Consider the following 24,648-nt stretch of genomic DNA (forward strand, 5'->3'; position numbering starts at 1 on the left):
CACGCCCTGGCAACAAAGGGTGGCAGTTTGCCAACGTCCGCCCGCTACTGCGAGCCAAGGTTTCAATCGCGACGCGTCGAAGCATGGTGCCCTGCCGTCTTTCGCAATGCCTGTTCGACAGTGATCACCGGGCGCCAGCCGAGCAGGTCACGAGTTTTGTCAATATCCACCTGTAACGATCCGCACAAACGCTGGGCCAGGTCCGCGCGCCCGATCAGCGCAGCACTCGCATTCAATATCCACGAGGGCACAGGCAGCAGCCGCGGCTTCACGCAGAGCGCGACAGCCATGCGCCGGAGCAAATGCGAGGTGGAAAGGTCTTCGCCATCGCTCACCAGAAACACTTGCCCGGCCGCAGCAGGATGACTAATACAAACCTTTATCAAGTGTACGATGTTGCAGATCGCCACTAGACTGCGGCGATTGTTTGTCGCCCCGAAGGGAAGCGGTATCCCGCGCTCAAGCCACCGCATCATCTTGGCGAAGTTAGCTTTGACGCCGGGACCATAAATCAGTGGTGGTCGAATGATGACGATTTCCATACCGGTGTCCTGGCCGATTTTTCCGAGCGCCTGCTCAGCCTCGAATTTGGATATTCCATAAGGATCGACCGGTGCGGGTGAATCGTCCGCGCAAAAGGCTGCTCCCGGCCAAGTCAGCTCACCATTGACCTTGATCGAGCTGATAAAAATGAATCGTTTGACGCCTGACTCTGCCGCATGGCGGGCGAGGCGCTCTGTGCCCTGAACGTTTATCTTTCGAAATGCTTCCAACGGGTCTGCAGACACATCATCCATGACGTGCACTCGCGCTGCACAATGAACAACCACTTCGACCCCTTCCACAACAGGCAAAGCAGATGGTCCGGCCAAATCGAGTGCGACCACAGGACAAAGTCCACCGAGTCTGGATTCACCACGGATGGCCGCGATAGGCGTAAATTGCTTATCCATGAGTAAACGCAGCACAACAGCTTCACCAAGAAATCCGGAGGCACCGGTCACTAACACGCGAGGATTGCTCATCTGGATTTCTGTCCGATTGCCGCTGTAGCCCAGCACACACAAAAGAAAAAAAGCTTGTCCCGCAACCGGCGTCGACATTGCCACGCGCTTAGCGAAAGCCTAAGCAACTGCCAACGTGCCAACGAAAACCAGCTCCTGACAAACGGATCATTCGCGACTCCGACCAAACGAGCAATTATCTTGACCTGGGAAAACCACCACCCGTCATGGATACTCTTATAGCGGGCAATCAACGAATTGACTCCAGTATTTGCGCCCACTTGGTTTCGCTCATGCTGGCGGTACCCCATTGAAGGCTGATCATCAATGAACCATTTGAATCCCCGGCTCCGGGCAAACGCATAGAAGTACCAATCGTGAAGAGTGACACATTGCAACTCTTCCCAATCAGTGAGCATGGCGGCTTTAAGCACACTCGCCAGTCGTTGACTCAACACATATGTACAACCAGGCCCCGCTGCTTCGAACAGGAAATCCCAAGCAGTCTGGGGCTGAGCCTTATCCAGTAAATGCGTTCGACCATCTGGCCAAAATGCAATGACGTTGCTCGAATAGGCGTCGACTTGTCGGGTACGAATTGTCTGAATTGCTCGCGCAAGCTTGTTTGGGTACCAGACATCGTCCTGATCAGAGAATGCGATGAAGTCGAAATCTTCGATGGTCGCATCACGTATCAATCTGAAGAAATTTCGCGAAGCTCCACCGAAAGGCCCGTCCGCCGCCAATACCATGACACCGGCGTGCCGAGCCGCATAGGCATGGCACCACGACTCGGTTTCATCGACTGAGCAGTCAATACTGATAAAAACGGTTAAGTCGATACCAACCTGATCGAGAATTGAATCCAGCTGTTCTTCGATCCATTGCATTCCATTGAATGCCGCCAGCAGAACTGCAACCTTTGGATTGTTTACTGGCATAGATCTCCTGCCGACACCGGTTGAATACCTAACTCAAAACTATTCGTCTTTTCGAATCAGTGAGAAGGAGAGTCCAGCAATTTCTGCAGGTATTGCCCGTAGCCGGTCTTCTTCAGAGCTTCAGCCTGCTCACCCAACTGAGCAGCAGTGATCCAATCATTGTGATAGGCGATCTCTTCAAGACAGGCGACTTTTAGCCCCTGACGCTGTTCAATGGTATGGACAAAGTGACTGGCCTCAAGCAGTGAGTCATGAGTACCGGTATCCAGCCAGGCAAATCCACGCCCGAGCATTTCGACATTGAGCGTCTGCTGCTCGAGGTAAGCGCGGTTCACGTCGGTAATTTCCAGTTCGCCACGCTCTGATGGCTTGATCTTCTTGGCGATCTCGACCACTTGATTGTCGTAGAAATACAAGCCTGTTACTGCGTAACTGGATTTCGGCTTCAGCGGTTTTTCCTCGATACTCAGGGCTTTGCCCGCACTATCAAACTCCACAACACCAAAACGCTCCGGGTCGGAAACATGGTATCCGAAGACTGTTGCTCCCTGCAGGCGAGTGCTGGCCGCTCGCAGATTATCGGAAAAGTGCTGACCATAGAATATGTTATCTCCCAGGATCAGGCAGACCGGATCTGTACCAATGAATTCTTCGCCAATGACAAAAGCCTGCGCCAGACCGTCAGGACTTGGCTGAACTGCGTAGGTCAACTGGATGCCGTAACGACTGCCATCACCGAGCAACTTACGGAAATTCGGTAAATCTTCCGGAGTGGAAATAATCAATATCTCACGCATTCCCGCGAGCATCAGCACTGACAACGGATAAAAAATCATCGGCTTGTCGTAGATCGGCAGCATCTGCTTGGAGACGCCCAACGTCAGCGGGTGCAGTCGGGTTCCCGAACCACCGGCGAGGATGATGCCTTTACGATTTATCGTGGTCATTTGTTCAGAACTTCCCTAAGCATTCGGGTCACACCACTTTGCCAATCCGGCAAGTGTAGAGAAAAATGGTCGCGCAGCTTCTGAGTATTCAAACGTGAGTTCAGAGGGCGGCGTGCAGGTGTCGGATATGCAGTCGTTTCGATAGGACTGACCGTTTTCACAGCCAACTCCTCACCTTGGGCTTTTGCAAAGTCGATTACAAGACTGGCATATCCATGCCAGGACACTTCGCCAGCAGCGGCCAAGTGGTAGAGACCGGCCAACTCTGGACGCTTTATAACTTGCTGGATAGCCAGTGCCGTAACGTCAGCAATCAGATCAGCCCCGGTCGGCGCTCCGATCTGATCTGCAATCACGCTCAACGTTTCGCGATCTTTGGCCAAGCGCAGCATGGTCTTCGCGAAGTTATTGCCGCGAGCGCCGTATACCCAACTGGTGCGGAAGATCAGATGGTTGCAACCCGATGCGATAATTGCCTGCTCACCGGTGAGCTTACTGGCGCCGTAATGGTTCACCGGCGCAACAGGGTCTGTCTCCTGCCATGGCATGACGCCTTGACCACTGAAAACATAATCCGTTGAGTAGTGAACCAGCCACGCGCCCAGCGATGCGGCTTCTTCCGCCATCACGCCACTCGCAAGGCCATTCACGCAATCCGCCAACTCGGTTTCCGACTCAGCTTTGTCGACCGCCGTATAAGCAGCAGCATTAACAATAACGTCAGGCTTTATCTGACGAATCGTTGCACGCAAGCATTCAAGATTCGACAGATCACCGCTGAGGCCATCAACAAGGTGACGATCAAGAGCGACCAGTTCACCTAGCGGAGCCAGGGAACGTTGCAGCTCCCAGCCCACCTGACCGTTCTTTCCTAGGAGTAGGATCTTCATGCTTTATTCGAGCGATCCGCATAGTTCTGATCAATCCACTGCTGGTAGCTGCCGCTCTTCACATGCTCAACCCACTCGGTGTTAGTCAGATACCACTCGACAGTCTTGCGAATGCCAGTCTCGAAAGTCTCTTCCGGTGTCCAGCCCAGTTCACGCTGAATCTTGCTCGCGTCGATTGCATAACGCACATCATGGCCTGGACGATCCTGAACATAAGTGATCAGGCTGGCATGCGGACGGTGGGCCGAATCAGGACGCAATTCATCCAGCAACGCACACAGGGTATGCACTACTTCGATGTTTTGTTTTTCGTTATGACCACCGATGTTATAAGTCTCGCCGATGACGCCTTCAGTGACGACTTTATAAAGCGCGCGCGCGTGATCTTCGACATACAGCCAGTCACGAACCTGGTTGCCTTTGCCGTACACCGGCAGCGGTTTGCCTTCCAGCGCGTTGAGGATGATCAGCGGGATCAGCTTCTCAGGGAAGTGGCACGGGCCGTAGTTGTTCGAGCAGTTGGTGACCAGTGTCGGCAGGCCGTAAGTGCGGGCCCAGGCACGGACCAGGTGGTCGGAGCTGGCCTTGCTGGCCGAATAAGGCGAGCTTGGCTGGTAAGGTGTGGTTTCGGTGAAGAGGTCTTCCGGACCTTCGAGGTCTCCGTAAACTTCGTCAGTCGAGATGTGGTGGAAGCGGAAATTGGCTTTGCGCGTGTCATCCAGAGCAGCCCAGTAATGGCGCGCAGCTTCTAGGAGTGTGTAAGTGCCAATAATGTTGGTCTGGATGAACTCGGACGGGCCGGAGATCGAGCGGTCAACGTGGGATTCTGCGGCCAGGTGCATGATTGCATCAGGTTGGTGATCACGCAGGACGCGGTCGATCTGGTCACGATCGCAGATATCGACGCGCTCGAAGGCGTAACGCGAATTCTGGCTGACCTCTGCCAGCGACTCCAGATTGCCGGCGTAAGTCAACTTATCGACGTTGACGACCGCATCGGCAGTGTTGGAGATGATGTAACGGATGACTGCCGAGCCAATGAAGCCGGCGCCGCCGGTAACTAGAATTTTCACGCGAAGCGATACCCTTGAGCTGCGGACAGCGCTGCCAGAGAGCGCGGTCTAATCCATGAATGCAGAGCCACTATCAGTTGGCATCCGTCAGAGTCAGTCTGAATCGACATGCATGAAGGCACGATCGAACAAGGGACGCATTTTACAGCTTAATGATGGTTTTACTAATGGATAAAGACAGGCTGAGGCGCAATTTCGACAGATGCCGTGCGCCTGTCGTTTTCACACCACTCGCTTGCGTGCAGCTCTGGACGAGCGCCCCAGAAACCAGCCCAACACAGGACCAATCAACATACCAATCAGCAACGCCAACACTGCAACAACCGACACCGGCAACTGCGGGCCGGTAAAACCCAGAAACAAAAGCGAAACCGATTGCTGGTTTTCCAGCACAAACGCCAGCACAACCAGAACCATCAGCAGAAGAAAAACGCCAAGCAGTATGCGTTTCAGGTTACGCATTCACGCCCCCTTGAATTTGAATAGCGAAGATCAAGCGCCCTCCTCCTCTTCCTCGTTCACGCGATCACGCAATTCCTTGCCCGGCTTGAAATGCGGCACGAATTTACCGTCCAGACTTACCGACTGGCCGGTTTTCGGGTTGCGGCCGACGCGCGGTGCGCGATAGTGCAGGGAGAAGCTGCCAAATCCACGGATCTCGATACGATCACCGGTGGCGAGGCACTGAGACATTTGTTCAAGCATGGTCTTGATGGCCAGCTCCACATCCTTGGATGAGAGTAGCCCTTGATGGGTGACAATTCGTTCGATCAACTCCGACTTCGTCATATTTTTCCCTTCTTTTTCAAGCAGCTAGATCAGCGCTTGAAAGGTTTTAGCATGCCCGGAAGAATTTGAACAGCCCAGGGATTGACATATATCTCCCGCGGTCAAAACGCCCATTTTCAGGGCATTCCCTAGCGAGTCGGATCGCTGCTCACTTAACGACACATCACCAGCATGGTCCGGGTTACAAAGCCTGCGGGATTGAAGCCAAACGGGTATTCATCTTCATCTTTCGCATCATCAGAGCGGGTGATGACCTTGTAGCCCTTACCTTTGCACTCCTTCGCTGCACGCTTCTGGCACTTTTCCCAACCGGACCCCAACCCGGAGCAATCGACCTCGATACCACTGACGCCGCGCACCGCATGGGTTTTCGCGCTGGTGGTGCAACCTGCCAGCGCCAGGACCACCACAACAACAAATAACTTGTTCATCCACTTCCTTATGCCAGGCAAGCCTGACGACTAATACTCAAGATCAAGCTTAGTCGCGAATAGGCGATTGATCCGATTAAAGAAACAGACCCGCAGGCGAAGCCATTGGTTTCATGCACGGACGTACAAGAGCCAAATCGCAGGCACAAAAAAGGGCGACCGAAGTCGCCCTTTTTAATGATCAAGCAGAACTCAGTTCTGTTTGGCCATTGCTTGACGCAGCAGTGCCGCCATAGTGGTGTCAGCTGCTTCACCTTCCGGAGCTGCTTTCAGGCTCTGGATGGCTTCTTTCTCTTCAGCATCGTCTTTCGACTTGATCGAGAGCTGGATTACGCGGCTCTTGCGATCAACGCTGATGATCTTGGCTTCAACTTCCTGGCCTTCTTTCAGAACGTTGCGCGCGTCTTCAACGCGGTCACGGCTGATTTCGGAGGCTTTCAGGGTAGCTTCGATGTCGTCGGCCAGAACGATGATGGCGCCTTTGGCGTCAACTTCTTTCACGGTACCGGTCACGATAGCGCCCTTGTCGTTAACCGAGACGTACTCGGAGAACGGATCGCTTTCCAGTTGCTTGATGCCCAGGGAGATGCGCTCGCGCTCTGGGTCAACCGACAGGATGACAGTGTCCAGCTCGTCGCCCTTCTTGAAACGACGTACGGCTTCTTCGCCCACTTCGTTCCAGGAGATGTCGGACAGGTGAACCAGACCGTCGATGCCGCCGTCCAGACCAATGAAGATACCGAAATCGGTGATCGACTTGATGGTGCCGGAGATCTTGTCGCCCTTGTTGAACTGGCCAGAGAAGTCTTCCCATGGGTTCGACTTGCACTGCTTGATGCCCAGGGAGATACGACGACGCTCTTCGTCGATGTCCAGAACCATGACTTCCACTTCGTCGCCGACTTGTACGACTTTCGAAGGGTGGATGTTCTTGTTGGTCCAGTCCATTTCCGAAACGTGTACCAGACCTTCAACGCCTTCTTCCAGCTCAGCGAAGCAGCCGTAGTCGGTCAGGTTGGTAACACGAGCGGTAACGCGAGTGCCTTCTGGGTAACGGGCTTTGATAGCAACCCATGGATCTTCGCCCAGTTGCTTCAGGCCCAGGGAAACACGGTTGCGTTCGCGATCGTATTTCAGAACCTTGACGTCGATTTCGTCACCAACGTTGACGATCTCGGAAGGATGCTTGATGCGCTTCCAGGCCATGTCGGTGATGTGCAGCAGGCCGTCCACGCCACCCAGATCGACGAATGCGCCGTAATCGGTGAGGTTTTTGACGATACCTTTGACTTGCTGGCCTTCCTGCAGGGATTCCAGCAGAGCTTCACGCTCGGCGGAGTTCTCGGCTTCGAGGACGCTGCGACGGGAAACGACAACGTTGTTGCGCTTCTGGTCCAGCTTGATGACCTTGAATTCCAGCTCTTTGCCTTCCAGGTGCGTGGTGTCGCGCACTGGACGGACGTCAACCAGGGAACCTGGCAGGAACGCACGGATGCCGTTAACGTCGACAGTGAAGCCGCCTTTAACCTTACCGTTGATAACGCCCTTGACCACTTCCTCGGCTGCGAAGGCTGCTTCCAGAACGATCCAGCATTCAGCGCGCTTGGCTTTTTCACGGGACAGCTTGGTTTCGCCAAAGCCGTCTTCAACCGAATCCAGAGCAACGTGAACTTCATCACCAACGTTGATGTTCAGTTCGCCAGCATCGTTGTAGAACTGCTCAAGCGGGATGAGTGCTTCAGACTTCAGACCAGCGTGAACGGTTACCCAGCGAGCCTGGTAATCGATATCAACGATAACACCGGTGATGATGGAGCCTGCCTGAAGGTTCAGGGTTTTCAGGCTTTCTTCAAAGAGTTCCGCAAAGCTTTCGCTCATTTTAATTCCTGTAGATGAGGGCGAAGTAAACGCCCATCTCCACACCCCAGACGGTGTGGGTTAGTTTCATTTAAAAGAAGCACCGCAGGACTATGACTGGTCCCCTGCGGCCTTCTTGGTCACCCGGCGATATCGCGAATGGCGATCTCGCTCATGATGCGTTCAAGCACCTGATCGATGGAAAGCTCCGTTGAATCCAGCTGAATCGCGTCGGCCGCCGGCTTGAGCGGGGCTACTGCGCGCTGGGTGTCACGCTCATCGCGTGCACGGATCTCATCTAGCAGACTCGACAGACTAACACCCTCGACTTTGCCCTTCAACTGCAAATATCGACGGCGCGCCCGCTCCTCGGCACTGGCGGTGAGGAAAATCTTCAGCGGTGCACCCGGAAATACCACCGTGCCCATGTCGCGACCGTCCGCCACCAGACCCGGCGCTTCCTGAAACGCACGCTGGCGCTGCAGCAGCGCCTCGCGTACGGCGGGCAGCGCAGCCACTTGCGAGGCCCCGGAACCGACGCTTTCGGTGCGAATGACATCGCTGACTTCGTCGCCTTCGAGAATGATCCGCTGCAGCTGACCTTCGGTCGCGGCGATGAACTGCACATCCAGATGAGCGGCCAATGTCTTCAGCAGCTCTTCATTGGTCAGGTCGACGCCATGGTTATGCGCAGCAAACGCGAGCAAGCGATAAAGCGCACCGGAATCCAGCAGGTTCCAGCCCAGACGCTTGGCCAGAATCCCGGCGACCGTGCCTTTGCCGGAGCCGCTTGGCCCATCGATGGTGATGACCGGTGCAATGTTTTTCACGACTGAGCCTCTTGTGCCACACGAATGCCGACTTGCCCGCACAGCGCGAGGAAGTTGGGGAACGAGGTCGCGACGTTGGCGCAATCATGGATGCGGATCGGTGCGGTAGCGCGCAACGAGGCAACGCTGAAGGCCATGGCGATACGGTGGTCGCCGTGACCGTGCACTTCACCGCCGCCGATCTGGCCGCCGTCGATGATGATGCCGTCCGGGGTCGGTTCGCACTTGACGCCCAGCGCCAGCAAGCCGTCCGCCATGACCTGAATCCGGTCGGATTCCTTGACTCGCAGCTCTTCGGCGCCGGTCAGCACGGTCCGCCCTTCGGCGCATGCAGCAGCGATGAACAGGACCGGGAATTCGTCGATCGCCAGCGGCACCAGCGCTTCCGGAATCTCGATACCTTTGAGTTTAGCTGCCCGCACGCGCAAATCAGCCACTGGCTCGCCGCCCACTTCACGCTGGTTTTCCAGAGTGATATCGGCGCCCATCAGTCGCAGGATATCGATCACGCCAGTACGGGTCGGGTTGATGCCAACGTGCTCGAGCACCAGCTCGGAACCCTCGGCGATCGAGGCCGCGACGAGGAAAAACGCCGACGACGAGATATCGCCCGGCACTTCGATGTGAGTCGCGGTGAGCTTGCCGCCGGACTCGACCGAAGCCGTGGCGCCGTCGACGCTGACCGGGTAGCCGAAGCCGCGCAGCATGCGCTCGGTGTGGTCGCGGGTCGGTGCAGGCTCGGTCACCGTGGTCTTGCCTTCAGCATAGAGACCGGCAAGCAGCAGGCAGGATTTCACCTGGGCACTGGCCATCGGCATGGTGTAGGTCAGGCCCTTGAGCTTATGGCCACCGCGAATGGTCATCGGTGGACGACCTTCGGCAGCGGTTTCGATCACGGCGCCCATTTCTCGCAAAGGATTAGCCACGCGATTCATCGGACGCTTGGACAGCGAAGCGTCGCCGGTCAAGGTGCTGTCGAAGTTCTGCGCCGCCAGCAGGCCAGAGAGCAGACGCATCGAGGTGCCAGAGTTGCCCAGATAGATCGGGCCCGGCGCAGGTTTCAGACCGTGCAGGCCGACACCGTGGATGGTAACGCGGCCGTGCTGCGGGCCTTCGATGACCACGCCCATGTCGCGAAACGCCTGCAAGGTCGCCAGGGCGTCTTCGCCCTCAAGGAAGCCTTCGACTTCGGTGACGCCTTCGGCCAGCGAGCCGAGCATGATCGAACGGTGGGAAATCGATTTGTCACCCGGTACGCGAATCCGACCGGACAGGCGGCCACCAGGTTGAGCCAGGAAGATCAGATCGTTGGAATTCATAGCGTCCACATAGGCCCTGCGGGCCAGAATTTTACTGAAATGCTCGCGGGCAACCCGGGCGCGCGTGAAAACGCCCAACAATTGGTGCCCATCCCCTGCATCGACCGCGTCGCGCAAGGCGTCGAGGTCGCTGCGAAATGTATCGAGTGTGCGCAGGACAGCCTCGCGGTTGGCGAGGAAGATGTCGTGCCACATCACCGGGTCGCTTCCGGCGATTCTTGTGAAATCGCGAAAACCACCGGCAGCGTAACGGAAGATCTCCAGATTTTCATTGCGCTTGGCCAATGAATCGACCAGGCCGAAAGCCAGCAGGTGCGGCAGATGACTGGTCGCGGCCAGCACTTCATCGTGACGCTCGACCTGCATGTGCTCGACATCGGCGCCCAGTTCGCGCCACAGGCGATCGACCAGCGCCAGCGCGGCAGGATCGGTCTGCTCGAGCGGCGTCAGGATCACCTTGTGCCGGCGGAACAGCTCGGCATTCGAGGCTTCCACCCCGCTCTGCTCGGAACCGGCAATCGGGTGCCCGGGGACGAAGCGCGCCGGCATGCCGCCGAACGCCTCGGTCGCCGCGCGCACCACGTTGCCTTTGGCGCTGCCGACATCCGTAAGAATCGCCTGCCCCAGATCCATGACAGCCAGACGCGCGAGCAGCTTTTCCATGGCCAGAATCGGCACCGCCAGCTGAATCACATCGGCACCGACGCAAGCCGCCGCCAAATCGTCTTCGCAGCGATCAACCACACCCAATTCGACCGCGAGCTTGCGCGATTGCGGGTCGAGATCAACACCGACCACCTCACGGCACAGGCCGCTTTCACGCAAACCCTTGGCAAACGAACCACCGATCAACCCCAGACCGACCACCACAAGGCGACCGATCATAGGTGCAACAGGTTGCAGCGCAGTGACATCAACCACGAGCCAGAACCTTGCGCAGCGCCTCGAGGAAACGGCTGTTTTCCGCCGGCAGACCGATGGTCACCCGCAGGTGGTCCGGCATGCCGTAATTGGCCACCGGACGCACGATCACGCCTTCGCGCAGCAAGCCCTGGAAAATCGGCGCCGCGACCTGGCCGAGATCGACACAGATGAAGTTGCCTTTGGACTCGATCCAGCTCAGTCCCAGCTCACGGAAACCCGCCTGCAACTGCTGCATGCCGGCTTCGTTGAGCTGACGGCTTTGCGCCAGATATTCCTCGTCTTTCAGCGCCGCACACGCCGCCGCCAAGGCGAGGCTGTTGACATTGAACGGCTGGCGAACGCGGTTCAGCACGTCTGCCACCACAGGCGTCGACAAGCCATAACCGACGCGCAGCGCGGCCAGACCATAGGCCTTGGAGAAGGTGCGCGACACCAGCAGGTTCGGGTACGCCGCGAGGAAGTCGAGACCGTCCGGCAAATCGCTGCCTTCGGCGTACTCGATGTAAGCCTCGTCGAGGACTACCAGCACATGCTCGGGAACGTCCTGCAGGAATTCGTCCAGCGCTTCGGCGCCGAACCAGGTACCGGTCGGGTTGTTCGGGTTGGCGATGAACACCACGCGGGTGTTGGCATCGATGGCCGCAAGCATCGCCGGCAGGTCATGGCCCCAGTCTTTGGCTGGAACGACTTTGGCCTGCGCACCGACAGCTTGGGTAGCAATCGGATACACAGCGAATGCATGTTCGCTGAATACCGCGTTCAGGCCCGGCGCCAGATAGGCACGGGCGACCAGCTCAAGAATGTCGTTGGAGCCGTTGCCCAGCGTGACCTGATTCAGCTCGACACGGCACTGCTCGGCAAGCAGAGACTTCAGGGCGAAACCATTGCCGTCCGGGTAGCGGGTCAGCTCGGCCAGCTCTTCGCGGATCGCCGCCAATGCCTTCGGGCTGGCGCCCAATGGGTTTTCGTTGCTCGCCAGTTTGACGATTTTTGCCGGATCCAGATCCAGCTCGCGCGCCAGTTCGTCCACAGGCTTGCCCGGAACGTACGGCGAAAGTTGTTGCACGCCCGGCTGTGCCAGAGCGAGGAAGTTGCCACTCATTTGCTACCGCCCCTTAGAGAACTGCTTTCGGGTAGGAACCCAGCACTTTGAGTGCTACTGCTTCCTGACTGATCTTTTCCAGCACACCTTTGATCAACGGATCACGGTGGTGGCCGACAAAGTCAATGAAGAACACGTAGGTCCATTTGCCGCTGCGCGACGGACGGGTTTCGATGCGGGTCAGGTCGATGCCATTGTCGTGGAACGGCACCAGCAGCTCATGGAGCGCGCCGGGCTTGTTGCTCATCGACACGATGATCGAGGTCTTGTCGTCGCCGGTCGGCGGCACTTCCTGGTTACCGATCATCAGGAAGCGGGTCGAGTTGTCCGGGCGATCTTCGATCTTCTCGGCCAGACGCGTCAGGCCATACAGCCCTGCCGCCATGTCGCCAGCGATCGCTGCCGAATTCCACTCACCCTTGACCCGTTTGGCCGCTTCGGCGTTGCTCGACACCGCGACGCGTTCGACATTCGGGTAATGCGCGTCCAGCCACTTGCGGCACTGGGCCAGCGACTGCGCGTGGGAGTAGATGCGGCTGATACTGTCGGTCTTGGTATTTTCGCCGACCAGCAGATGATGGTGGATGCGCAGCTCGACTTCGCCACAGATCACCATGTCGTGCTCGAGGAAGCTGTCCAGCGTGTGGTTGACCGCGCCTTCGGTGGAGTTTTCCACCGGCACCACGCCGAAATTCACCGCACCGGCGGCGACTTCGCGGAACACTTCGTCGATTGCCGCCATCGGCTTGCTGATCACAGCGTGGCCGAAGTGTTTCATCGCTGCCGCTTGGGTGAACGTACCTTCAGGGCCGAGATACGCCACTTTCAGTGGCTGCTCCAGCGCCAGGCACGACGACATGATTTCGCGGAACAACCGCGCCATCTCTTCGTTGCCCAGCGGCCCCTGGTTGCGCTCCATCACCCGTTTGAGCACCTGAGCTTCGCGCTCAGGACGATAGAACACCGGCACTTCGCCTTCGGCCAGCGAGGCCATCTTCACGCGGGCGACTTCCTGGGCGCAACGCGCACGCTCACTGATCAGCTCCAGAACTTTGGTGTCCAGAGCGTCGATGCGAACGCGCAGTGCCTTGAGTTCTTGCTCGGACATCAGCCGTGTTCCTTCTCGAATTCCGCCATGTACGCTACCAGCGCGTTGACCGCGGTGATGTCGACGGCGTTGTAGATGGAGGCGCGCATGCCACCCACCGAGCGGTGGCCCTTGAGATTGAGCAGGCCGCGCTCGTCGGCACCAGCGAGGAACGGCTTGTCCAGACGATCGTCAGCCAGACGGAACGGCACGTTCATCCACGAGCGATCCGACTTGTTGATCGGGTTGCTGTAGAGGCCGCTGGCATCGATGAAGTCGTACAGCGTGCGCTGCTTGACGTCGTTGAGTTTGGCGATCGCTTCGACGCCGCCCTGCTCTTTCAGCCACTGGAATACCAGGCCGGACAAGTACCAGGCTAGGGTCGGCGGGGTGTTGTACATCGAGCCGTTATCGGCCGCGACCTTGTAGTTGAGCATAGTCGGGCACAGCGAGCGGGCCTTGCCGAGCAAGTCTTCGCGAATGATGTTGACGACGATGCCGCTCGGGCCGATGTTCTTCTGCGCGCCGGCGTAGATCATGCCGAATCGCGAAATATCGACCGGGCGCGAGAGGATGTCGGAAGACATGTCGGCGACCAGCGGCACGTCACCGGTTTGCGGGATCCACTGGAATTCCAGGCCGCCGATGGTTTCGTTCGGCGCGTAGTGAACGTAAGCGGCGTCTTTCGACAGGTTCCACTCGTTCTGGCCGGGGATGGCGAAATAGTCGTAAGGCTTGGCAGTGGCAGCAACGTTGACGTGGCCATAGCGCGAGGCTTCTTCGATGGCTTTCTGCGACCAGATACCGGTGTCGATGTAGTCGGCCGAGCCGCCTTCAGGCAACAGGTTCAGCGGGATCTGCGCGAACTGCTGGCTGGCGCCGCCCTGCAGAAACAGCACTTTGTAGTTCGACGGGATATTCAGCAGGTCACGCAGATCCTGCTCGGCCTGGGTGGCAATGGACACGAACTCATCGCTGCGATGGCTCATTTCCATGACCGACAGACCCTTGCCGTGCCAATCAAGGAGTTCACCCTGGGCGCGCTGCAGGACAGCTTCAGGCAGCGCCGCCGGACCGGCGCAGAAGTTATAGGCTCGCTTGCTCACATCCAATCTCGCTCTGATTTGGTGGTATCACGCAATAAATCACACTACCGATCAACATGGCCCTGTGGGAGCGAGCCTGCTCGCGAATGCATCACCGCGGTGCTTCAGAGGTACCGCAGCGCCTGCTTTCGCGAGCAGGCTCGCTCCCACAGGGGATCTCCATGATGTCGAAAATTCATACCGGACAAATAACAAGGGGGCGAATTCTCATCCGCCCCCTCGTTTGTCCGCTTATTCCTGCGGTTCTTCGTCTGCTGCGGCGTCGAGTTGCTGGTCGTCTGCGGCCTCGTCGATACCGACGCTGCCTGCGATTTCCTCGCCCTCTTCACCTTCGAGCTCTTCGCCTTCGATTTCCGAAGGCTCCTGAACCCGTTCCAGGCCGACCAGGGTTTCATCCTTGGCCAGCTTGATCAGCGTCACGCCCTGAGTATTACGGCCCAGGCTCGACACTTCGTCGACACGGGTACGCACCAGGGTGCCCTGATCGGAGATCAGCATGATTTCTTCGCCGTCGAGCACCTGAACTGCGCCGACCAGACGGCCGTTACGCTCGTTGCTGACCATGGCGATCACGCCTTGGCCGCCACGCTTGTACTCAGGGAACTCGGTGATCGCGGTGCGCTTGCCATAACCACGCTCGGACGCGGTGAGGATCTGGCTGCCTTCTTCCGGGATCAGCATGGAAATCAGCTTCTGCCCTTCCGGCAGACGCATGCCGCGTACGCCGCGAGCGGTACGGCCCATGGCACGCACGTCGGACTCTTTGAAACGGGTGACCTTGCCGCCGTCGGAGAACAGCATCACTTCGCGCTCGCCATCGGTGATGGCCGCAGAGATCAGCACGTCGCCTTCGTCCAGCTCCAGCGCGATCAGACCGACGCTGCGCTGACGGCTGAAGGATTCCAGCGGGGTCTTCTTCACGGTGCCGTTGGCGGTGGCCATGAAGATGTAGTGACCTTCGGTGTATTCCTCGACCGGCAGCATGGTGGTGATGTATTCACCATCATCCAGCGGCAGCAGGTTGACGAGCGGACGACCACGGGCCGCGCGGGATGCTTCCGGAATCTCGTAGGTCTTGAGCCAGTACACCTTGCCCTTGCTGGAGAACAGCAGCAGCGTGGTGTGGCTGTTGGCAACCAGCAGGTGAGCGATGTAGTCCTCGTCCTTGACGCCGGTGGCCGACTTGCCTTTGCCGCCACGACGCTGAGCCTGGTACGCAGCCAGCGGCTGGGTCTTGGCGTAGCCACCGTGAGAGATGGTCACGACGCGCTCTTCTTCCGGAATCATGTCACCCAGGGTCAGGTCGAGACGGGCATCGAGAATTTCGGTGCGGCGCACATCGCCGTATTCGGCGCGGATCACTTCCAGTTCTTCGCGGATCACTTCCATCAGGCGCACGGCGCTGTTGAGGATGCGGATCAGCTCGCCGATCTGGTTGAGGATCTCTTGATACTCGGCCAGCAGCTTCTCGTGCTCCAGACCGGTCAGGCGGTGCAGGCGCAATTCCAGAATCGCTTGTGCCTGTTCTGGCGAAAGGAAGTACTTGCCTTCACGCAGACCGTATTGCGGATCGAGATTTTCCGGACGGCACGAATCGGCACCGGCACGTTCAACCATCGCCACCACAGCCGAGGATTCCCAAGGCGTGCTGATCAGCGCTTCCTTGGCTTCCGACGGCGTTGGCGACGCCTTGATCAGGGCGATCACCGGGTCGATGTTCGACAGGGCAACGGCCTGGCCTTCGAGAATGTGCCCACGCTCGCGCGCCTTGCGCAGTTCGAACACGGTACGACGGGTAACCACTTCGCGACGGTGACGGACGAAGGCTTCCAGCAGATCCTTGAGGTTGAGGATGCGTGGGCGGCCGTCGATCAGCGCGACGATGTTGATGCCGAATACCGATTGCAGCTGGGTCTGGGCGTAGAGGTTGTTGAGGATCACCTCAGGCACTTCGCCGCGACGCAGCTCGATCACGACGCGCATACCGTCCTTGTCGGACTCGTCGCGCAGCTCGGTGATGCCTTCGAGCTTCTTCTCTTTGACCAGCTCGGCGATCTTCTCGATCAGACGCGCCTTGTTCAGCTGGTAAGGGAGTTCTGTGATGACGATCTGCTGACGGCCACCGACCTTGTCGATGTCTTCGATGATCGAGCGGGCACGCATGTAAATGCGCCCGCGACCGGTGCGGTAGGCTTCGATGATGCCGGCACGACCGTTGATGATCGCGGCCGTCGGGAAGTCCGGACCGGGAATGTATTGCATCAGCTCATCGACGGTCAGCTCGGGATTGTCGATGAGGGCCAGGCAACCGTCGATGACTTCACCGAGGTTGTGCGGCGGAATGTTGGTCGCCATGCCCACGGCGATACCGCTGGAACCGTTGACCAGCAGGTTCGGTACGCGGGTCGGCATGACCGCCGGGATCAGTTCGGTGCCGTCGTAGTTCGGCACCCAGTCCACGGTTTCCTTGTGCAGGTCAGCCAGCAGCTCGTGCGCCAGCTTGGTCATGCGCACTTCGGTGTATCGCATGGCCGCAGCGTTGTCGCCGTCGACCGACCCGAAGTTGCCCTGGCCGTCGACCAGCAGGTAGCGCAGGGAGAAAGGCTGGGCCATACGAACGATGGTGTCGTACACGGCAGTGTCACCGTGCGGGTGATACTTACCGATCACGTCGCCGACGACACGGGCAGATTTCTTGTACGGCTTGTTGTAGTCGTTGCCCAGCTCGCTCATCGCGAACAGTACGCGACGGTGCACGGGCTTGAGGCCATCGCGCGCATCCGGCAGTGCACGGCCGACGATCACGCTCATTGCGTAGTCGAGGTAGGACTGTTTCAGCTCGTCTTCGATATTGACCGGGAGGATTTCTTTGGCCAGTTCGCCCATGAGAAGCCTGATTCCTTTTTCTGGTGAAACTTCGTCATATCCATGTGGGAGCAACGAAGCTCGTCGGGGCCGGCCGAGTGCCATGCGCCGACTTACGACAAATCAACATTGGATCGCGGATTTGCGCAGTAAAGACAGCTCCGTGGAGCCGCCTCGGAAAACGCCGGATGTTATCACAAAGGCCGCCACGCACCTATCCCCCAGATGCGCATGGAGCATAGTTAGTTGACCGATGACAGGCTTGAGGGGGACGAGAGAAGCTCTGAGCTTCTTTGAATGTGAAATCTGGGGCAGATTTACAGTTGTTTATTGACATTCAAGCCCTCATCGCTGGCAAGCCAGCTCCCACAGGTTCAATGCCGGGCACAAAACCTGTGGGAGCTGGCTTGCCAGCGATGGGGTCCGCTCAGACGCAATAGTCCTTCAATGCAGGCGTTTGCGACACATCAGCTGGGCCATTTTCGCGGTGTCCGGGCGCTCGACGATGCCTTTCTCGGTGACGATCGCATCGATCAGATCCGCCGGGGTGACATCAAACACCGGGTTGAACGCTTCAACATCGGCACCGACGCGTTTACCGCCAACTTCAAGCAGTTCGGCGCCATCACGCTCTTCGATCGGGATGTCATCGCCGCTGGCGAGGTTCATGTCGATGGTCGAACTCGGCGCCACCACCATGAAGCGCACGCCGTGGTGCATGGCGTTGACCGCCAGTTGATAGGTGCCGATCTTGTTCGCCACGTCGCCATTGGCGGTGATGCGGTCAGCGCCGACGATCACCCAGGTCACGCCTTTGGTTTTCATGATGTGCGCGGCGGCGGAGTCGGCATTCAGGGTCACCGGGATGCCTTCGTTGGCCAGTTCCCACGCGGTCAGCCGCGAGCCCTGCAGCCACGGCCGGGTCTCGTCGGCATAGACGCGTTCGACCATGCCTTCTATATAAGCCGCGCGGATCACTCCCAGCGCAGTTCCGAACCCACCGGTGGCCAGCGCGCCGGTGTTGCAGTGGGTCAGGATGGCTTGAGCGTTGCCCTGATGCTTGCGAATCAGATCGACGCCAAGCTGCGCCATGGTCAGGTTGGCCTCGCGGTCGCTTTCATGAATGGCGATAGCTTCGGCTTCCAGCGCCGCCAGCGGATCGGCGTTGCTTTTCAGGCGATCCAGGCGATCGTGCATGCGGCCCAGCGCCCAGAACAGATTGACCGCGGTCGGACGCGAATCTGCCAACAGCGCGAAATCCTCTTCCAGTGCCGTGTACCAGTCGCCGCCCTCGGCAATCCGCGCCCGCGCCGCGAGGACGATGCCATAAGCCGCACTGATGCCGATGGCCGGTGCGCCACGCACGACCATCGAGCGAATCGCTTCGGCCACGCCGGCGGCGCTGGTGTAGGCGATCCAGTTTTCCTCGAACGGCAAAATACGCTGATCCAGCAGGTGCAGCGCGCCATCACGCCAATCGATGGCCTTCACTTTCTCCGCAGCCAACAGTCGATCGCGCATCCCACACCCCGCACTCATGAACAAAAGCCGCCGATTATAGCGATCCCCCCGCGAAGACGCTCGGGTATACTTCGCCATCCTTTACAAAAGCACTGGAACCGACCCTCGATGCCGAAACCTGCCATTGCACTCGACCTGTTATTGCTGCCGACCTGGCTGGTCCCCGTCGAACCCGCAGGCGTGGTGCTCAAGGAGCACGGCCTGGGCATCCGTGACGGTTGCATCGTGTTTATCGGCCCGCGCGCCGAAGCGTTGAAGTGTAACGCGACAGAAATCCGTGAACTGCCGGATGTTCTGTTGGCGCCGGGACTGATCAATGCCCACGGCCACGCGGCGATGACACTGTTCCGTGGCCTGGCTGACGATCTGCCGCTGATGACCTGGCTGGAAAACCACATCTGGCCGGCCGAAGGCAAATGGGTCGATGAGGATTTCGTCCGCGACGGCACCGATCTGGCCATCGCCGAGCAGATCAAGGGCGGCATCACCTGCTTCTCTGACATGTATTTCTTCCCGAAAGTCGCCAGCGAGCGCGTACACAACAGCGGTATCCGCGCGCAGATCGCCATTCCGATCCTCGATTTCCCGATCCCCGGCGCCAGCAGTGCCGACGAAGCCATTCGTCAGGGCGTCGAATTGTTCGGGGATCTCAAGCATCACGAACGCATCAAGATTACTTTCGGCCCTCACGCACCCTACACCGTCGGTGATGAGAACCTGGAGAAAATCAGGGTGATCGCCGAGGAGCTGGACGCTTCGATCCATATGCATGTGCATGAAACCGCATTCGAAGTGCAGCAGGCCGTCGAGCAGACCGGCGAACGGCCACTGGCGCGCCTGGGTCGCCTTGGCCTGCTCGGCCCGCGCTTCCAGGCGGTGCACATGACCCAGATCAGCGATGACGACCTCGCGCTGCTGGTAGAAAGCAACAGCAGCGTGATCCACTGCCCGGAATCCAATCTGAAACTGGCCAGCGGCTTCTGCCCGGTCGAACGTTTGTGGCAGGCTGGGGTGAACGTCGCCGTCGGCACCGATGGCGCGGCGAGCAACAATGATCTGGACCTGCTCGGCGAAACCCGCACCGCCGCCCTGCTGGCCAAAGCCGTGGCCGGTTCTGCCACGGCGCTGGACGCTCATCGCGCCTTGCGCATGGCCACCCTCAATGGCGCCCGTGCGCTGGGGATCGAGGCGCAGGTCGGCTCGCTGGAGATCGGCAAAGCCGCAGACATCGTCGCTTTCGACCTGTCCGGTCTGGCGCAGCAACCGGTGTATGACCCGGTGTCGCAGCTGATCTATGCGACCGGGCGTGATTGCGTGAAACACCTGTGGGTCGCCGGCAAGCAACTGCTCGACGACCGGCGTCTGACCCGCATGGACGAACAACAGCTGGGCGAGACCGCTCGCCACTGGGGCCAGCGCATCAGCGGCCACACCGAATCGTAAACACCGCGGCGCAATATCTGCGGCTACAGCCCTTTTCAGGTTTTTCGAGGAATTGAACATGAGCAACGTCGACCACGCCGAAATCGCCAAATTCGAGGCCCTGGCCCATCGCTGGTGGGACCGTGAAAGCGAATTCAAGCCGCTGCACGACATCAACCCGCTGCGGGTCAACTGGATCGACGAGCGGGTCAATCTGGCCGGCAAGAAAGTCCTCGACGTCGGTTGCGGCGGCGGCATCCTCAGCGAAGCCATGGCCCAGCGCGGCGCCACCGTAATGGGCATCGACATGGGCGAAGCGCCGCTGGCGGTCGCGCAACTGCATCAGCTGGAATCCGGGGTCAGCGTCGAATACCGGCAGATCACCGCCGAAGCCCTCGCCGACGAAATGCCCGAGCAGTTCGACGTGGTCACCTGCCTGGAAATGCTCGAGCACGTGCCGGATCCATCCTCGGTGATCCGCGCCTGCTTCCGCATGGTCAAGCCGGGCGGCCAGGTGTTCTTTTCGACCATCAACCGCAACCCGAAGGCGTATCTGTTCGCGATCATCGGCGCCGAATACATCATGAAGCTGCTGCCGCGCGGCACCCACGACTTCAAGAAATTCATCCGCCCCTCCGAGCTCGGCGCGTGGAGCCGCATGGCTGGCCTGACCGTCAAGGACATCATCGGCCTGACCTACAACCCGCTGACCAAGCACTACAAGCTGGCCAACGACGTTGACGTCAACTACATGATCCAGACCCTGCGCGAGGAATAAGCCGATGGCCATCAGAGCGGTACTTTTCGACATGGACGGCACCCTGCTCGACACCGCGCCGGACTTCATCGCCATCTGCCAGGCGATGCGCGCCGATCGCGGTCTGCCGCCGATCAACGACAAGCATATCCGCGACGAAATTTCCGGCGGCGCCAAGGCCATGGTCGCGGTGACGTTCTCGATGGATCCGGAATCGCCGGGCTTTGAGGAGCTGCGTCTGGAGTTTCTCGAGCGCTATCTGGTCGGCTGCGCAGTGCACAGCAAGCTGTTCGACGGCATGGGCGAACTGCTCGCTGACATCGAAAAGGCCAACCTGATCTGGGGCGTGGTCACCAACAAACCGTTGCGTTTCGCCGAGCCGATCATGCAGCGTCTGGGGCTGGCCGAGCGTTCGGCGCTGCTGATCTGCCCGGATCATGTGAAGAACAGCAAGCCGGATCCGGAGCCGCTGATCCTCGCCTGCAAGATGCTTGATCTGGATCCGTCGACCGTGCTGTTTATCGGCGATGATCTGCGCGATATCGAATCGGGCCGCGATGCCGGCACCAAAACCGCTGCGGTGACCTACGGCTACATCCACCCGGACGACAACCCACGGCATTGGGGTGCGGACGTGGTAGTGGACCACCCGCTGGAGTTGCGCAAGGTGCTCGACAGCGCGCTGTGCAGCTGCTGACCTGACTGTTGCAAATTCCCTGTGTGGCGAGGGGATTTATCCCCGCTGGGCTGCGAAGCGGCCCCCGCTTTTATCCAGGCGATGTGACACACAGGTTTTGCGACGGCTTCGCCGCCGAACGGGGATAAATCCCCTCGCCACTGGGTGAAGCAGGTCTTCATGAAATGGACTATGAGGTTTTTATGTTTGATTACACCGCTCGCCCTGAATTGCTCAAGGATCGGGTCATTCTGGTCACCGGTGCCGGGCGTGGCATCGGCGCGGCTGCGGCGAAGACCTATGCCGCACACGGCGCCACTGTGCTGCTGCTGGGCAAGACCGAAGCCAATCTGACCGAGGTCTACGACGAAATCGAGGCTGCCGGTCATCCGCAACCAGCGGTGATCCCGTTCAACCTCGAGACCGCCCTGCCCCATCAGTACGATGAGCTGGCGGCGATGATCGAAACCGAGTTCGGCCATCTCGACGGCCTGCTGCACAACGCTTCGATCATCGGCCCGCGCACGCCGATCGAGCAACTGTCCGGCGAAAACTTCATGCGTGTCATGCAGGTCAACGTCAACGCGATGTTCATGTTGACCAGCACCCTGCTGCCGTTGCTCAAGCTGTCCCAGGATGCTTCGGTGGTGTTCACCTCCAGCAGCGTCGGGCGCAAGGGTCGCGCGTACTGGGGCGCTTACGGTGTGTCGAAATTTGCCACCGAGGGCCTGATGCAAACCCTGGCCGATGAAGTGGAAGGCGTTGCGCCGGTACGCTCCAACAGCATCAACCCGGGCGGCACGCGCACCAGCATGCGCGCGCAGGCGTATCCGGGGGAAAATCCGCTGAACAACCCGACACCGGAAGAGATCATGCCGGTCTATCTGTACCTGATGGGCCCCGACAGCGCAGGCGTTAATGGCCAGGCGTTCAACGCCCAATAGCGCCATACGTCGCATTTGTTGCCGCGGCAGAATGCTGTCGCGGCAAGCCATTGCCGCTCATAACCGTCACAAAGCCGCCAATAACCCAGCGCGGCTGCTTGGCATTCGCCAGCAAGTCATTGATTCGAAAAGCTTTAAATAAAAATCGAACCGAATGGCACGCCTTTCGCTCTAAATTCCCTCAAAACATGCCGTGTGATGGCCATGGGGCAAACGCCGATTTCGATAGCTGACTGATCGTCTTGCGGCAGACTAAACTTACGCCAAACGTCCTACGGGACTGATGGATCAGTACGACGCGCAGCCCATAGCCGCTCTCACCCAGCCTGTAAGACAGACTTACTGCTTAGGGGCTCACGCCATATGAAATCTCCTTCCCAGACCCATGCAATTGACTTCGACAGTGCCAAATTGCAGCGCCTGGGCTTCGGTCAACTACCGGCGCTGATCGAGCGCCCGACCAGCCTGGCGCAACTGCGTCAGCAAATGAGCCTGCAACTGCAAACCAGCCTTGAGCCACAGCGCATCCTTGGCCTGTTCTTTCGCGAAATTCAACGCCTGGTGCCGCTGGACGCGCTGAGCTATGTGCATCAGGCCAGTGACTTGCGCCTGGAGTTCGGCACACGCGGCCACCACTCGGTCAGCTACACCCTGAGCCACGAAGGCGAGCACATGGGCGAGCTGGTCTTCCGCCGCAATCAGCGTTTCAACGACAAGGAACAGGGCGACCTCGAGTCGCTACTGTCCTGCCTGCTGTACCCGATGCGCAACGCCCTGCTCTATCGCGCCGCGACGCAAAGTGCCTTGCGCGACCCGTTGACCGGTGCTGGCAACCGGGTAGCCATGGAGCAGACCTTGCAGCGCGAGATCGACATGTCGCGCCGCCATGCGCAACCGCTGTCGGTGCTGATGCTCGATATCGACCACTTCAAACGGGTCAATGATGACCACGGGCATGGCGCCGGTGATGACGTGCTCAGAGCCATTGCCGCGTCGATCAAGGCGCAACTGCGCAATGTCGACATGGTGTTCCGTTATGGCGGCGAAGAGTTTCTGATCCTGCTGTCCAACACCGGTCGCGAAGCAGCGGCGATGGTTGGCGAGCGTTTGCGCCAGGCGACGCAGTCAGAGGAATATTTTGCCGATGGCCAGTTGATCGAGATCACCGTGAGCCTGGGATGCTCGACGTTGTTGCCGGGCGAGTCGGCAGACAGCTTGCTGCGCCGGGCCGACAGTGCGTTATATGTCGCAAAGCGCGAGGGGCGGAACCGGCTGGCGATGGCCGGCTAAAAATCATTGTGGGAGCGAGCCTGCTCGCGAAGAGGGAGTGTCAGACAACGATTCGTTGCATGACCCACCGCTTTCGCGAGCAGGCTCGCTCCCACAGTTCGATCAGCTTTCGGTTACGGTCCGGCGCTCGCGGTTGACCAGCAAGCGCTCCGAAGTCTCCAGCTGCATGCACCGCTCCAGAAACAGGTACATGTAGTCATAACTCTTGCAGATCGCCTGCCGCAGCTCGGCCTGCAACGCCTTGCTCGGGTTCATGCCGGCCAGGGTGCAGATGATTTCCAGCGCTTCCCACGGATGGGCATCGTCGTACTGGGCATGCATCTTCAACCACTTCATCGCGCGCTTGCGATCTTCTTCCGGAAACGCCGCGGCGTAGACCCCGGTCGAGCAGACCACCGCTGACCACTCCCCGGTCGCCCCCTCGATCGCATAATTGGTCGCGGCAATCGCCACGATCAGCGAATCCGCCGAGCTGGTGTGCCAGCACCAGTGACTCAGAGCATGCAGCTCCGGCGGCACTTGCTGGGCCTGGAGATCTTCGAGACTGACGCCATGGGCGCGACTCCAGTGCATCCAGTAGTCGGCGTGATTGAGTTCGACGCGGATGTTGCGCATCAGCCAGCGCCGCGCCATGTCTTCGCCGGGATGGCGGGCAAAGCGGGTCTTGGTGAGGTTCTGCGCCATGTACAAGGCAAACTGCTCGACCACCGGCCAGCCGCCGATGAGGTACTGGCGCATGGTTTTCGCGCTGAGTCTGTTGTCACGCATGCGCTGATAAAGTTCATGTTCGACAACCCGGCGCTTGCTCTCGCTGCAATCCTTGATGAGCTGTTGCGCCCAGGCAGGATAACTTGCAGCTTCCATGAGGGGTCC

General features: G+C 59.0%; 22 protein-coding genes. 5 read left to right on the forward strand and 17 right to left on the reverse strand.

Features of this window, described 5'->3' with window-relative positions:
• Window positions 1–62: 62 nt before the first annotated feature.
• The 16 genes from AB9L16_RS18070 to mtnA form a co-directional block, all read right to left on the reverse strand.
• The gene (locus AB9L16_RS18070) at window positions 63–1,025 is read right to left on the reverse strand and encodes a UDP-glucose 4-epimerase family protein (RefSeq protein ID WP_375123777.1); all 963 of its coding nucleotides are present in this window, start codon (window positions 1,023–1,025) and stop codon (window positions 63–65) included.
• Window positions 1,022–1,945, reverse strand: coding sequence for a glycosyltransferase (locus tag AB9L16_RS18075; protein WP_375122503.1), 924 nt, complete (start codon window positions 1,943–1,945; stop codon window positions 1,022–1,024). The genes AB9L16_RS18070 and AB9L16_RS18075 overlap by 4 nt, the downstream gene beginning before the upstream one ends.
• Before the next feature lie 56 nt (window positions 1,946–2,001).
• Window positions 2,002–2,892, reverse strand: coding sequence for a glucose-1-phosphate thymidylyltransferase RfbA (gene rfbA, locus AB9L16_RS18080; RefSeq protein ID WP_375122504.1), 891 nt, complete (start codon window positions 2,890–2,892; stop codon window positions 2,002–2,004).
• Window positions 2,889–3,782: a dTDP-4-dehydrorhamnose reductase gene (gene rfbD, locus AB9L16_RS18085; RefSeq protein WP_375122505.1), complete on the reverse strand. Its 894-nt coding sequence runs from the start codon at window positions 3,780–3,782 to the stop codon at window positions 2,889–2,891. The genes rfbA and rfbD overlap by 4 nt, the downstream gene beginning before the upstream one ends.
• Entirely contained in the window at window positions 3,779–4,855 is a 1,077-nt protein-coding gene (gene rfbB, locus AB9L16_RS18090; RefSeq protein ID WP_375122506.1) for a dTDP-glucose 4,6-dehydratase, read from the reverse strand. The genes rfbD and rfbB overlap by 4 nt, the downstream gene beginning before the upstream one ends.
• Window positions 4,856–5,077: 222 nt before the next feature.
• On the reverse strand, window positions 5,078–5,317 hold the full coding sequence (locus tag AB9L16_RS18095) for a LapA family protein (RefSeq protein ID WP_041478280.1): 240 nt from the start codon (window positions 5,315–5,317) through the stop codon (window positions 5,078–5,080).
• A 30-nt stretch (window positions 5,318–5,347) separates the two neighbouring features.
• A complete protein-coding gene (ihfB, locus tag AB9L16_RS18100) occupies window positions 5,348–5,644 on the reverse strand; it encodes an integration host factor subunit beta (RefSeq protein ID WP_007950920.1) in 297 nt (98 codons plus the stop codon).
• Window positions 5,645–5,796: 152 nt separating this feature from the next.
• Window positions 5,797–6,075, reverse strand: a complete 279-nt coding sequence (locus AB9L16_RS18105; RefSeq protein ID WP_375122507.1) for a hypothetical protein — start codon at window positions 6,073–6,075, stop codon at window positions 5,797–5,799.
• A gap of 192 nt (window positions 6,076–6,267) precedes the next feature.
• Window positions 6,268–7,953, reverse strand: a complete 1,686-nt coding sequence (gene rpsA / locus AB9L16_RS18110) for a 30S ribosomal protein S1 (protein WP_016770920.1) — start codon at window positions 7,951–7,953, stop codon at window positions 6,268–6,270.
• Between the two features lie 119 nt (window positions 7,954–8,072).
• Window positions 8,073–8,762: a (d)CMP kinase gene (gene cmk / locus AB9L16_RS18115; protein WP_056788351.1), complete on the reverse strand. Its 690-nt coding sequence runs from the start codon at window positions 8,760–8,762 to the stop codon at window positions 8,073–8,075.
• Complete coding sequence (locus tag AB9L16_RS18120) at window positions 8,759–10,966, reverse strand: bifunctional prephenate dehydrogenase/3-phosphoshikimate 1-carboxyvinyltransferase (protein ID WP_375122508.1); 2,208 nt, start codon at window positions 10,964–10,966, stop codon at window positions 8,759–8,761. The genes cmk and AB9L16_RS18120 overlap by 4 nt, the downstream gene beginning before the upstream one ends.
• 28 nt (window positions 10,967–10,994) lie before the next feature.
• Window positions 10,995–12,107: a histidinol-phosphate transaminase gene (hisC, locus tag AB9L16_RS18125; RefSeq protein ID WP_310217594.1), complete on the reverse strand. Its 1,113-nt coding sequence runs from the start codon at window positions 12,105–12,107 to the stop codon at window positions 10,995–10,997.
• Window positions 12,108–12,120: 13 nt separating this feature from the next.
• Window positions 12,121–13,215, reverse strand: coding sequence for a prephenate dehydratase (gene pheA, locus AB9L16_RS18130; RefSeq protein ID WP_016770924.1), 1,095 nt, complete (start codon window positions 13,213–13,215; stop codon window positions 12,121–12,123).
• A complete protein-coding gene (serC, locus tag AB9L16_RS18135) occupies window positions 13,215–14,300 on the reverse strand; it encodes a 3-phosphoserine/phosphohydroxythreonine transaminase (RefSeq protein ID WP_038860448.1) in 1,086 nt (361 codons plus the stop codon). Before serC ends, pheA begins: the two co-directional genes overlap by 1 nt.
• A 231-nt stretch (window positions 14,301–14,531) precedes the next feature.
• Window positions 14,532–17,186 carry a DNA gyrase subunit A gene (gene gyrA, locus AB9L16_RS18140; RefSeq protein ID WP_110646028.1) on the reverse strand — a complete coding sequence of 885 codons (2,655 nt, stop codon included), beginning with the start codon at window positions 17,184–17,186 and terminating at the stop codon, window positions 14,532–14,534.
• Window positions 17,187–17,609: 423 nt separating this feature from the next.
• Entirely contained in the window at window positions 17,610–18,686 is a 1,077-nt protein-coding gene (mtnA, locus tag AB9L16_RS18145) for an S-methyl-5-thioribose-1-phosphate isomerase (protein ID WP_236168428.1), read from the reverse strand.
• Between the two features lie 108 nt (window positions 18,687–18,794).
• Between mtnA and AB9L16_RS18150 the strand changes: the two genes are divergently transcribed.
• The 5 genes from AB9L16_RS18150 to AB9L16_RS18170 all read left to right on the forward strand — a co-directional run bounded on the left by AB9L16_RS18150 (window position 18,795) and on the right by AB9L16_RS18170 (window position 23,775).
• The gene (locus AB9L16_RS18150; RefSeq protein ID WP_041478271.1) at window positions 18,795–20,129 is read left to right on the forward strand and encodes a TRZ/ATZ family hydrolase; all 1,335 of its coding nucleotides are present in this window, start codon (window positions 18,795–18,797) and stop codon (window positions 20,127–20,129) included.
• 58 nt (window positions 20,130–20,187) lie between these two features.
• On the forward strand, window positions 20,188–20,886 hold the full coding sequence (ubiG, locus tag AB9L16_RS18155) for a bifunctional 2-polyprenyl-6-hydroxyphenol methylase/3-demethylubiquinol 3-O-methyltransferase UbiG (protein ID WP_024013875.1): 699 nt from the start codon (window positions 20,188–20,190) through the stop codon (window positions 20,884–20,886).
• 4 nt (window positions 20,887–20,890) lie between these two features.
• Window positions 20,891–21,562, forward strand: coding sequence for an N-acetylmuramic acid 6-phosphate phosphatase MupP (gene mupP, locus AB9L16_RS18160; protein WP_041478269.1), 672 nt, complete (start codon window positions 20,891–20,893; stop codon window positions 21,560–21,562).
• Between the two features lie 182 nt (window positions 21,563–21,744).
• Window positions 21,745–22,485 (forward strand): YciK family oxidoreductase, encoded by a 741-nt coding sequence (locus AB9L16_RS18165; protein WP_024013876.1) that lies wholly within the window; start codon window positions 21,745–21,747, stop codon window positions 22,483–22,485.
• A gap of 363 nt (window positions 22,486–22,848) precedes the next feature.
• On the forward strand, window positions 22,849–23,775 hold the full coding sequence (locus AB9L16_RS18170) for a GGDEF domain-containing protein (RefSeq protein WP_041478268.1): 927 nt from the start codon (window positions 22,849–22,851) through the stop codon (window positions 23,773–23,775).
• Window positions 23,776–23,877: 102 nt separating this feature from the next.
• On the opposite strand, the gene AB9L16_RS18175 is transcribed toward AB9L16_RS18170, so the two are convergent.
• Complete coding sequence (locus AB9L16_RS18175; RefSeq protein ID WP_166554491.1) at window positions 23,878–24,639, reverse strand: TenA family transcriptional regulator; 762 nt, start codon at window positions 24,637–24,639, stop codon at window positions 23,878–23,880.
• Between the last annotated feature and the right edge of the window lie 9 nt (window positions 24,640–24,648).

The sequence above is a fragment of the Pseudomonas sp. LW8 genome (assembly GCF_041956865.1).
Taxonomy (GTDB): Bacteria; Pseudomonadota; Gammaproteobacteria; order Pseudomonadales; family Pseudomonadaceae; genus Aquipseudomonas; species Aquipseudomonas siliginis.